Below are 11,051 nucleotides of genomic sequence, written 5' to 3' on the forward strand. Positions count from 1 at the left end.
GTTAACCGATAACTGAAAACTAACTGACAACCTTTTACCAAAACGGACCATTAGTCGACAAAACAGTCGTTTACAGCGGGAGGCCTTTTCTTCCATGGTACAACCCTTTTACATAATTCTCATACTCTGAAATAGCCAATCAGTCCTGCATCCAGAGCCTATATTTGGGTAAAAAAAACTCAACTCTCCCAAACTGAGCAAAGGTTACTCCTCGCATCCAAAGCTGTAAAGGTGGTAAGAGGGAATTCATTTTAAATCAAAAGCAGTTCTATCTCAGTGAATGCTATACTCCCTTCTTCCCTATTAACGTAGGGATGAACCAGTGGTTAGAGGTAACTCTTGTTACACTGTTATTCCGTTCCCCGCACCAGCGGGGATAAGCCCTGGCGTCATCCGACGCCAGGGCATCTCAATCAACCTTGCCAATCAATCCCTCCGAAGCCGAATACCCGCAACTTTCGTCATCGTTGATAAAAATCACAGTTGCCATCTCCGGGTTTTGCCGCTGTTCAACACACCATTGCTTAAATGCCTCACCTTCCAGTAAGGAAAATTCATCCCGATGCTTTTCCCACCAGCTTTGGCGCACTCTGACAACGCTCATTTCCCATGCGTGTGCACCCGTCGCATAAGGCATCACCGCACCGTCGATACGTTTTGCCAGCCATAGTGAAACGGATTCCTCCGCCAGACGGGTAGACACTTTGTCCTGGAGATAATTATTAATATTGGCGGCGTAACCAGGTTTGAAATTCAGCACTACATTTTTAGCTATTGCACGATCACAGTAATATTTGCCTACTTGCTCCTGCTCGCGGCGGGCAAATCCTTCAGGCATTACTACGTCCTCGCCATAAACTGATTCAATTAATAACCGGGCAGACTGTGGCATCTGAATAGCGCCCTGCTCTCTTAATACGCACTGCGTCAGCCAGATTCGACCATGATCGGGATAGACATATGCACTGTTACGCATCGCACTACCAAACCATTCCTCACCCGGAGAGTCATCCCAGACGGGAGCCAGAATCAGTAATTCAGGAGGGGAACGCTCGTCTTTTCCGTCACGCTTTAACTGACCATTAATATCGCGGATATGCCGCTGTAATCGCCCCGCTCGCTGAATCAGCAAATCAACAGGGGCAAGGTCGGAAATCATTTCGTCCAGGTCGCAATCGACACTCTGCTCTAATACCTGAGTACAAATAAGGACTTTTCCGGCACGCTGTGAGCTATCTTCTTTACCAAAGCGTGCCAGTGTCTCCGTTTCAATTCGCTGGCGATCGCTAAAAGCAAAGCGGCTATGAAACAGAGAAAGGCTGGAAGCAGGAATGACGCCGCGGGCAAGTAACTGGCGATAAACCTTAATAGCGTCATCGACAGAATTCCGGATCCAGGCGATGCATTTCCCCTGACCTACCGCCAATTCAATACGCGCAATACACTCTTGTTCACTATGGAGCCAACCCACGCTCACGCTACGCTCAACTTCTTTGCGCGTAGCCACCCGGTGTGAATGCACATCCGATTTCGTGACATGCGTCAGCCAGGGGTAATCATCCTTTTCCAGGAACGGAGCTTCTTGCTGACCCTCTGCGCCACGCGCAAAGGCAGCGACGAGTTTGTCGCGCTGCTGTTGAGATAACGTAGCAGAAAGCAAAATAACACTGTTTCCGCCACACACCTGCCGCTCAATCAGCCCTTCAAGAATGCATGACATGTAAGCATCACAGGCGTGGATCTCATCAGCCAGCAGGATTTTGTTACTTAGCCCCAGAAGCCGCAGATTATTATGTTTGAACGGCATCACCGCCATCATCGCCTGATCCAGCGTGCCGACGCCAATTTCAGCCAGCAACGCCTTCTTGTTACTGTCGGCAAACCAGGCCGCACATCCCTGACTGAACGTTTGTTCATCCGGTTCTTCTGACCCGACTAAATCACCGGACCAGAGTGATTCATTAAAGCGGTCCAAAAATGCGCGGGCACTGTGTGCCAGCACCAGGCTGGGGCGGGATTCTGGCGAATAGAAAGCAAGCCAGGTTTTGACCAGCCGATCATACATGGCATTGGCCGTTGCCATTGTTGGCAGGCCAAAAAACAAACCCTGTGCTTTCCCCGCGGCCATCAACCTGTGCGCCAGGATAAGCGCCGCTTCTGTTTTACCTGCGCCAGTCACATCTTCCAGAATAAATAACTGTGGCCCTGGCTGGCTGATATCCAGATCCAGCACCTTTTGCTGTAACGGTGTCGGGTGCTCAATAAAAGGAAACAGCGTATTAATCCCGGTGAAAGGTGCGGTTTCTGCTTTTAGAGGAAAGACGGTTAATGCGTTTTGAGCCTGAACTAAAGCCTTCTGCCAGTAATCTTCAATATCCATTGTCTGTGCGACGCGGGGAAAGAATCGCGTTGACGATCCCACCCAGTCTGCGAGTACAACGGTTGCAGAGATATACCAGGAAAGTTGTTTTATAAGTTCAACGCCCTCATCATCATCCCAGAATGCAGGGATCTCTATGTGGGGAAACAGTGGCTTGATTGCAAGGAGAAAATCTCGCGCGGCAGCTTTATCTTCAGGAAGAAAATTATCCAGTTCATCAATACGGTCAGGCGGGCGACCATGATGCCCCGTAGTCATGGGCATCCACATCGCTATTACATGTGTAAGTTTGCGTGAAGAGAGTGAAGATGAAGGAAGCAACTCCTGGCATTCACTTAAATAATGATTCCACAACCAGTAGCCCAGCGTTGAATGAGAGATCTTTTCGTAATTCTTTCTGGCGCCTTCCGGAACCTTGAGTTTCGGGTGCAGGTAAAGTTGCTGAAAAGAGCGGGCAAATTTTCCAGTATCGTGCCAGCACAATAGCCAGGCGAAAAATTGTGCTGCCTGCTCCGTATCAGCGAAACCTAGTTGACTAAAATAGTCAGCCAGCCCGAAGCAATTGCTTTTAACCATTAAATAGCCCATCGCGGCTACATCCAGCGAATGCCAGCAAAGAAGGTGATAGTCGCCACCACCCTCTTTCTCGCCACGTCGGGTTTTTCCCCAGAAATCAAAGAAAGTCACAATGTTTTTTATCCTTCAGTAAAACTTAAAGGATATTTACGCATATATTAAAAATTATCTGTGATATATATCGTTCAATAAAATATTTACATTATGAATAATCAAATGATTTTCATCCGTAATATATATGAATAATAAACATAGGCATAATATTCACATAAACAATATAAATTAAAAAAGGGTGCAGGAGACCAAACCATCACAATTCAGTACGCGGGGTTTTACCCCCGCGTGGTGGCTACTTCTTCGATTCGTAAGCGAGAACTGCCTTAAACTCCATACCACGTTCTCTGATACTCAACTCACACAACGAGTCGCCTACCATCAGCGTGAATCCCAGTACTGTACAACACAGTACGATGATTGCCACAAGGGCATATTTTGTCAGCATGTCTTGCCTCCCTGCAAAGAAGAGACTAACATTCGAATTGCTACGTTCGAACGCAAGCCTCAGGTTGATAGAAATATCGCCTGGGGCTTTTGTCCATCTGGAACCTCGCGAATGCTTAACGCCAGACAGCCTCAAGCACCCAACGCCATTCTATACCTGTTAATTCTTCCAGCTGCGTTCACGTTTAAAATCAGGAATGCTGCTCGCAAAATAAAAACGCCCCCATCATTTCTGACAGAGGCGTTTAATTTATCCGGCAATATTTACCCTTCGTGTAATCCACATTCCCTTTTTAAGCCAAAGAAACGCGTTTCTTCTTCCGCCATGCCGGGTTCCCATTTACGGGTTGTATGGGTATCACCGACCGATAAATATCCTTCGTCCCATAACGGGTGATATTTCAGACCATGTTTTTGCAGGTACTGATAAATAGTTCGGTTATTCCAGTCGATAATCGGCAGCACTTTAAATACGCCACGCTGAATTGCCAGCACCGGTAAATTGGCGCGGCTGCCGGATTGTTCACGGCGCAGGCCAGCAAACCATGTTTGCGCATTCAGTTCTTTCAGCGCCCGGTTCATCGGTTCGACTTTGTTGATGTCATTGTACTTTTCAATGCCTTCAACGCCCTGCTCCCACAGTTTGCCGTAGCGTGCTTCCTGCCAGGCGGCGCTTTCGGTAGCACGGTACACTTTCAGGTTGAGCTTGAGTTTGTCCGTTAACTCGTCAATAAAGCGGTAGGTTTCCGGGAACAAGTAACCCGTATCAGTGAGGATCACCGGAATATCCGGGCGAATCTGATTCACCAGATGCAGGCTCACCGCCGCCTGAATGCCGAAGCTGGAAGAAAGCACATATTCACCGGGCAGATTATCCAGCGCCCAGGCAACGCGGCCTTCAGCGTCCAGTTTTTCCAGTTCGGCGTTAGTTTCCGCCAGCGCCAGAATCCGGTCTACCTTTGGCAGTTCGTTCAGGGTGTTTAGATCGAGTTTGGACATAAGTTCCTCACTGTTTGCCTTGCCTGATGCGACGCTGTCGCGTCTTATCAGGCCTACAAGACCGAGCAGAAGCGGCAATTCATGTTAATCCCATAAATCCCGCGCCGGGTCGAGCACCGGGCGAATGATGCCCGCACGCACCGTAAAGTCGCCGAAGCCTTCACCCGCTTCACGCTCTTTCGCCCAGCGCCCTATCAGTTCATCAAGCGACGCCAGGATTTCCGGCTCGGTGATGTTTTCTTTATACATCCGTGGGATACGTGTCCCCATGCGGTTGCCGCCAAGATGCAGGTTGTAGCGACCTGGCGCTTTACCCACCAGACCCACTTCCGCCAGCATCGCGCGACCACAACCGTTCGGGCAGCCTGTTACACGCATCACGATATGCTCATCGCTGACACCATGTTTCGCCATTAAATTATCGATGTTATCGATAAACGACGGCAGGAAACGCTCCGCTTCCGCCATCGCCAGCGGGCAAGTCGGGAATGACACGCAAGCCATTGAGTTTTCACGCTGCGGCGTGACGGCATTCATCAACCCGCTCTCTTTGGCGATCTTCTCGATCTTCGCTTTCTCGCTTTCCGGCACACCGGCGATGATCAGATTCTGGTTCGCCGTAATGCGGAAATCGCCTTTGTGGATCTTCGCGATCTCCAGCAGGCCGGTTTTCAGCGGACGCCCCGGATAATCAAGAATTCGGCCATTTTCGATAAACAGCGTCAGATGCCATTTGTCGTCAATACCTTTAATCCAGCCAATGCGATCGCCGCGTCCGGTGAACTCATACGGACGGATCGGTTCGAACTTGATCCCCGCACGACGTTCCACTTCCGCTTTAAACGTCTCGACCCCCACGCGCTCCAGCGTGTATTTGGTTTTGGCATTTTTACGATCGGTTCGGTTACCCCAGTCACGCTGAGTCGTCACTACTGCTTCCGCCACTGCCAGCGTATGCTCCAGCGGCAGATAGCCAAACTCGCTCGCGGTGCGGGCGTAGGTTTTCTTGTTACCGTGTTCGATGGAAAGCCCACCGCCCACCAGCAGGTTGAAGCCTACCAGCTTGCCGTTTTCTGCGATTGCCACGAAGTTCATGTCGTTAGCGTGCAGATCGATATCGTTCTGCGGCGGGATAACTACCGTGGTTTTGAACTTACGTGGCAGGTAGGTCTGACCGAGGATCGGTTCTTCATCGGTGGTGGCGACTTTTTCCTGATCGAGCCAGATCTCCGCGTAAGCGCGAGTACGCGGCAGCAGATGTTCAGAAATTTTCTTCGCCCATTCATACGCTTCCGCATGCAGCTGCGACTCGAACGGGTTCGAGGTGCACAGCACGTTACGGTTCATGTCGTTGGCGGTGGCTAACGCATCCAGACCGACCGAGTGCAGCATCTGGTGCGCAGGTTTGACGTTCTTTTTCAGAATACCGTGGAACTGGAACGTCTGACGGTTGGTCAGACGGATGCTACCGTAAATGGTGTTTTCCACCGAAAATTTATCGATCGCCTGCCACTGTTTGGTGGTGATAACACCGCCCGGCAAGCGACAGCGGAGCATCATCGCGTGACGCGGTTCCAGCTTCTGTTCAGCACGTTCGGCGCGGATGTCACGGTCATCCTGCTGATACATACCGTGGAAACGGATCAGCAGGAAGTTATCGCCCTTAAACCCACCGGTCAGGCCGTCGTTTAAATCTTCAGCAATCGTGCCGCGCAGATAGTTGCTTTCAAGCTTCATGCGCTCGGCGTCTGCCAGTTTACCTTCGACCACTAAAGGCCCTGGATGTTTTTCGCTCATTAGTAGACATCTCGCTGATAACGGCGCTCTACGCGCAGCTCACTTAAAAATTCATCCGCCGCTTCGGTGTCCATGCCACCAAATTCGGCAATCACTTCCAGAAGTGCCTGTTCAACGTCTTTCGCCATGCGATTAGCGTCGCCACAGACATAAATGTGGGCACCGTCATTGATCCAGCGCCACAGCTCCGCGCCCTGTTCGCGAAGTTTGTCTTGTACGTAAATTTTTTCTTTTTGATCGCGCGACCAGGCGAGATCGATGCGCGTCAGCACGCCTTCTTTCACGTAACGCTGCCATTCCACCTGGTAGAGGAAATCTTCCGTAAAGTGCGGATTGCCAAAGAACAGCCAGTTTTTGCCCGGCGCTTCGTCGGCGGCACGTTGCTGCATAAAGGCGCGGAACGGCGCAATACCAGTACCTGGGCCAATCATAATCACCGGGGTTTCCGGGTTAGCGGGCAGGCGGAAGTTGTCGTTATGTTCGATAAAGACGCGAACTTCGCCCTCTTCTTCCACACGGTCCGCGAGGAAACTGGAGGCACCACCGGCACGGGCGCGGCCTTCCACGTCGTAACGCACCACGCCAACGGTGACGTGTACTTCGTTCTCGACTTCCGCCTGCGAGGAGGCGATGGAATAGAGGCGCGGGGTCAGCGGGCGCAGCAGGTTAATCAGCGCTTCGGCATCCAGCTGTGCCGGAGAGAAACGCACCATGTCGACAATCGGTGTGGTCGCGGCGTAATGCTGTAACTTCGCTTTATCGCCCACCAGCGGCAGCAGTGTTTCGCTGCGCGTTAAGGTAGCGTAGTTCTCAACGATATTGGCGGTGTTGACGGTCAGTTCGAAGTGCCACTGTAGCGCCTCGTTCAACGGCAGGGTTTTGCCCTCAACGGTGACAGGTTCATAGCCTTTCAGCCACAGCAGTTCGACAAGTTCTTTCACTAGTGCCGGATCGTTTTGATACCACACACCCAGCGCATCGCCCGGCTGATAACGCAGGCCAGAGTCGCCTAAATCAATTTCGATATGGCGAACGTCTTTTTCAGAGTTACGCCCGGTAATTTTCTGGTTAACAGAGAGGCTTGCCACCAGCGGCGCGTCTTTGCTGTACGGGCTGGTGTGGATTTCATTTACCGCGCCAGTAGCGACGGATTGTGAAGGTGCTGCGACAGGCGCGCGCAATTTAAGAGCATCAACCACGCGGGCGCGCCACTCGCTGGCAGCGGCCTGGTATTCCACATCCGCATCAACGCGGTCGAGCAGGCGTTCACCGCCCAGTTCCGCCAGCTTGCTGTCGAAATCTTTCCCGGACTGGCAGAAAAATTCATAAGAGCTATCGCCAAGGCTAAACACGGCAAACGCGGTGTTTTCCAGCTTCGGCGCTTTTTTGGAGAACAGAAACTTATGCAGCGCGACGGCTTCTTCCGGCGGTTCCCCTTCCCCTTGTGTTGACGTCACCACGATAAGCAGTTTTTCACTGGCGATTTGTTTGAATTTATAGTCGCCCGCGTTCACCAGCTTAACGTTCAGTTTTATCGCTAATAAGTCATCCCGTAACGCTTCGGCAACCCGACGCGCATTGCCGGTTTGCGAAGCGGAGATAATAGTAATACCCGGCATTTCTGCGGCGGGCGCTGGCGTCGCTGTAAGCGTAGCAGGCTGCTGATTGAGCACGCCCCAGAAATAGCCAGAAACCCAGGCAAGCTGGGCGGGTGTTAAATCGGTAGTGGCCGCCTGAAGGCGTGCCAGTTGCTCCGGGTTCAACGGAAGCAACGCGGAAGGTGGGACCTGTGTCGTCATGCGTCGTTATGTTCCAGTAAGCAAAGCTGTTTATCGGCCCTGTCAGCGCCCATAAAACAGAAGAGAAGGTAAGGTTAACGGCGCGAAGGGGGTGGATTAAAGACGGGATAGCGATAACTAATAACCAAATCGACTAACCTGTTTTAGCAATAGTCTTTAACAACAAAATAGATTTGTTAACTCAATGAAAAATAAATAAATATCGACCGCAATTAAGTTAAATCGGTCATTTTGCGCAACAAACCCGTTTTTAGTAATGCGAAAAAACAGGCTTTCCGGTACTCTACGGCGGTTTTATCGTCCTGTAGAGAAATTATGATGTCCACCACGTTATTTAAAGATTTCACCTTCGAAGCCGCTCACCGTCTGCCGCACGTCCCACAGGGACATAAGTGCGGGCGCTTACACGGGCATTCTTTTATGGTGCGCCTGGAAATCACAGGGGAAGTCGATCCGCATACGGGCTGGATTATCGATTTCGCTGAACTGAAAGCGGCGTTTAAACCGACCTACGATCGCCTCGACCACTATTACCTCAATGATATACCCGGTCTGGAAAACCCAACCAGCGAAGTATTAGCAAAATGGATTTGGGATCAGGTTAAACCGGTTGTTCCGCTGTTAAGTGCGGTGATGGTGAAAGAAACTTGCACCGCAGGTTGCATCTATCGCGGCGAATGATAAGAGTGTGTCGGCGGTCAATTTCCCTTAAGTAACGCTATGTTAGGGTGTTGCGCTCAGGATATCTGGAGCACACCATGGAAGATGACTGCGACATTATTATTATCGGTGCGGGTATAGCAGGCACCGCTTGTGCTTTACGCTGCGCGCGGGCTGGTTTGTCCGTTCTGTTACTGGAACGCGCTGAAACTCCCGGCAGTAAAAACCTTTCCGGCGGGCGTTTATATACCCATGCGCTCGCTGAACTCCTCCCGCAATTTCATCTGACCGCGCCCCTTGAGCGTCGCATCACCCACGAAAGCCTTTCTCTGTTAACGCCGGATGGCGCAACAGCATTTTCCAGCTTACAGCCTGGCGGTGAATCCTGGAGCGTGTTACGCCCGCGATTCGATCCGTGGCTGGTTGCCGAAGCCGAAAAAGAAGGTGTCGAGTGTATCCCTGGTGCGACGGTAGATGCGCTGTATGAAGAAAACGGCAGAGTGTGTGGCGTTATCTGTGGTGACGATATTCTCCGCGCCCGTTATGTCGTCCTGGCAGAAGGTGCCAATAGCCTCCTGGCAGAACGCCATGGATTAGTTAACCGCCCTGCTGGCGAATCAATGGCGTTAGGAATCAAAGAAGTGCTGGCGCTGGAAACATTCGCTATTGAAGAACGTTTTCATCTGGAGAATAACGAAGGCGCAGCGTTGCTGTTCAGCGGCGAAATCTGTGATGACTTGCCCGGCGGAGCATTTCTTTATACTAATCAACAAACGCTCTCGTTAGGGATTGTTTGCCCGCTCTCTTCCCTTACGCAAAGTCGTGTTCCGGCAAGCGAGCTGCTGGCTCGCTTTAAAACGCATCCAGCAGTGCGCCCGCTTATCAAAAACACGGAATCGCTGGAGTATGGCGCGCATCTGGTGCCAGAAGGTGGCCTGCACAGTATGCCGGTGCAATACGCCGGTAACGGCTGGCTACTGGTGGGCGATGCGTTACGCAGTTGCGTCAATACCGGAATTTCCGTACGCGGCATGGATATGGCGCTGACTGGCGCACAGGCGGCGGCACAAACGCTGATAAGCGCCTGCCAGCACCGCGAGCCGCAAAATCTGTTTCCGCTTTATCATCACAACGTAGAACGCAGCCTGCTGTGGAATGTTCTACAACGTTATCAGCATGTTCCGGCGCTTTTGCAACGCCCGGGATGGTACCGTGCGTGGCCTGCGTTAATGCAGGATATTTCCCGTGATTTATGGGATCAGGGTGATAAACCTGTTCCGCCGCTGCGCCAGTTACTCTGGCGTCATTTACGTCGTCACGGCTTGTGGCATCTGGCGGGCGATGTTATCAGGAGTCTGCGATGTCTGTAGCCCGTAATCTCTGGCGCGTTGCTGATGCGCCGCACATTGTTCCGGCTGACTCCGTTGAGCGTCAGACGGCAGAACGGTTAATTAACGCCTGTCCGGCTGGTCTTTTTTCGCTCACACCAGAAGGTGACTTATGTATTGATTATCGCAGTTGCCTTGAGTGCGGAACCTGCCGTTTGCTGTGTGACGAAAAAACATTACAACAGTGGCGCTATCCACCTTCCGGATTCGGCATCACCTACCGCTTTGGATAAATAACAAGGATAATTTATGTCCCTCTTACACCTGCTCCGCCAGAATCCGGTGATTGCTGCCGTTAAAGATAATGCCAGCCTGCAACTGGCAATCGATTCTGAATGCCAGTTTATTTCCGTGCTATACGGCAATATCTGCACCATCAGTCAAATCGTCAAAAAGATTAAAAACGCCGGGAAATATGCCTTTATTCATGTCGATTTGCTGGAAGGCGCATCGAACAAAGAAGTGGTGATTCAGTTTCTGAAACTGGTGACCGAGGCGGACGGCATTATCAGCACCAAAGCCTCAATGCTGAAAGCGGCAAGGGCGGAAGGTTTTTTCTGTATTCATCGCCTGTTTATTGTCGATTCGATTTCGTTTCACAACATTGATAAGCAGGTTGCGCAATCGAACCCAGATTGTATTGAGATCCTGCCAGGCTGTATGCCCAAAGTGCTGGGCTGGGTGACGGAGAAAATCCGCCAGCCGCTGATTGCTGGCGGGCTGGTGTGCGATGAAGAAGATGCGCGTAATGCGATTAACGCGGGTGTCGTGGCGCTTTCCACCACGAATACCGGGGTCTGGACGTTAGCGAAAAAATTGCTTTGACGGGATAATCGTAACGAATTGAATTTGTGTGATTTGTAAGCTGCACGCCAAATCCGGCATTCAGCGCCTGATGCGACGCTTGACGCGTCTTATCAGGCCTACAAGTCCCGAGCCCGGAACCCGCCC

Annotated in this window: 8 protein-coding genes and 1 pseudogene; 4 read left to right on the forward strand and 5 right to left on the reverse strand. The window is 51.4% G+C overall.

Annotated elements, in window-relative coordinates; genetic code table 11:
* Positions 1 to 409: 409 nt before the first annotated feature.
* The 5 genes and pseudogenes from cas3 to cysJ all read right to left on the reverse strand — a co-directional run bounded on the left by cas3 (position 410) and on the right by cysJ (position 8,052).
* A pseudogene (cas3, locus tag FEM44_RS03695) lies at positions 410 to 3,111 on the reverse strand (CRISPR-associated helicase Cas3').
* Positions 3,112 to 3,305: 194 nt separating this feature from the next.
* Positions 3,306 to 3,458: a Hok/Gef family protein gene (locus tag FEM44_RS03700; RefSeq protein WP_000956458.1), complete on the reverse strand. Its 153-nt coding sequence runs from the start codon at positions 3,456 to 3,458 to the stop codon at positions 3,306 to 3,308.
* A 263-nt stretch (positions 3,459 to 3,721) separates the two neighbouring features.
* Positions 3,722 to 4,456, reverse strand: a complete 735-nt coding sequence (gene cysH / locus FEM44_RS03710) for a phosphoadenosine phosphosulfate reductase (RefSeq protein ID WP_135521265.1) — start codon at positions 4,454 to 4,456, stop codon at positions 3,722 to 3,724.
* 84 nt (positions 4,457 to 4,540) lie between these two features.
* Complete coding sequence (gene cysI, locus FEM44_RS03715; protein ID WP_135521263.1) at positions 4,541 to 6,253, reverse strand: assimilatory sulfite reductase (NADPH) hemoprotein subunit; 1,713 nt, start codon at positions 6,251 to 6,253, stop codon at positions 4,541 to 4,543.
* A complete protein-coding gene (cysJ, locus tag FEM44_RS03720) occupies positions 6,253 to 8,052 on the reverse strand; it encodes an NADPH-dependent assimilatory sulfite reductase flavoprotein subunit (protein ID WP_135521261.1) in 1,800 nt (599 codons plus the stop codon). Before cysJ ends, cysI begins: the two co-directional genes overlap by 1 nt.
* Positions 8,053 to 8,367: 315 nt before the next feature.
* On the opposite strand from cysJ, the gene queD reads away from it, so the two are divergent.
* The 4 genes from queD to FEM44_RS03740 all read left to right on the forward strand — a co-directional run bounded on the left by queD (position 8,368) and on the right by FEM44_RS03740 (position 10,925).
* Positions 8,368 to 8,733, forward strand: a complete 366-nt coding sequence (gene queD, locus FEM44_RS03725; protein WP_016159619.1) for a 6-carboxytetrahydropterin synthase QueD — start codon at positions 8,368 to 8,370, stop codon at positions 8,731 to 8,733.
* 77 nt (positions 8,734 to 8,810) lie between these two features.
* A complete protein-coding gene (locus tag FEM44_RS03730; RefSeq protein ID WP_135521259.1) occupies positions 8,811 to 10,082 on the forward strand; it encodes an FAD-dependent oxidoreductase in 1,272 nt (423 codons plus the stop codon).
* Complete coding sequence (locus tag FEM44_RS03735) at positions 10,073 to 10,333, forward strand: ferredoxin family protein (RefSeq protein ID WP_130258105.1); 261 nt, start codon at positions 10,073 to 10,075, stop codon at positions 10,331 to 10,333. Before FEM44_RS03730 ends, FEM44_RS03735 begins: the two co-directional genes overlap by 10 nt.
* A 16-nt stretch (positions 10,334 to 10,349) precedes the next feature.
* A complete protein-coding gene (locus FEM44_RS03740; RefSeq protein ID WP_096987239.1) occupies positions 10,350 to 10,925 on the forward strand; it encodes a glycerol-3-phosphate responsive antiterminator in 576 nt (191 codons plus the stop codon).
* Positions 10,926 to 11,051 lie beyond the last annotated feature (126 nt).

This window comes from Escherichia sp. E4742 (assembly GCF_005843885.1).
Taxonomy (GTDB): Bacteria; Pseudomonadota; Gammaproteobacteria; order Enterobacterales; family Enterobacteriaceae; genus Escherichia.

Excerpts from the sequence above, each read along its gene's own strand:
- FEM44_RS03700 (WP_000956458.1), bottom strand. The coding sequence starts at position 3,458 with ATGCTGACAAAATATGCCCTTGTGGCAATCATCGTACTGTGTTGTACA.
- cysH (WP_135521265.1), bottom strand. The coding sequence starts at position 4,456 with ATGTCCAAACTCGATCTAAACACCCTGAACGAACTGCCAAAGGTAGAC.
- cysI (WP_135521263.1), bottom strand. The coding sequence starts at position 6,253 with ATGAGCGAAAAACATCCAGGGCCTTTAGTGGTCGAAGGTAAACTGGCA.
- cysJ (WP_135521261.1), bottom strand. The coding sequence starts at position 8,052 with ATGACGACACAGGTCCCACCTTCCGCGTTGCTTCCGTTGAACCCGGAG.
- queD (WP_016159619.1), top strand. The coding sequence starts at position 8,368 with ATGATGTCCACCACGTTATTTAAAGATTTCACCTTCGAAGCCGCTCAC.
- FEM44_RS03730 (WP_135521259.1), top strand. The coding sequence starts at position 8,811 with ATGGAAGATGACTGCGACATTATTATTATCGGTGCGGGTATAGCAGGC.
- FEM44_RS03735 (WP_130258105.1), top strand. The coding sequence starts at position 10,073 with ATGTCTGTAGCCCGTAATCTCTGGCGCGTTGCTGATGCGCCGCACATT.
- FEM44_RS03740 (WP_096987239.1), top strand. The coding sequence starts at position 10,350 with ATGTCCCTCTTACACCTGCTCCGCCAGAATCCGGTGATTGCTGCCGTT.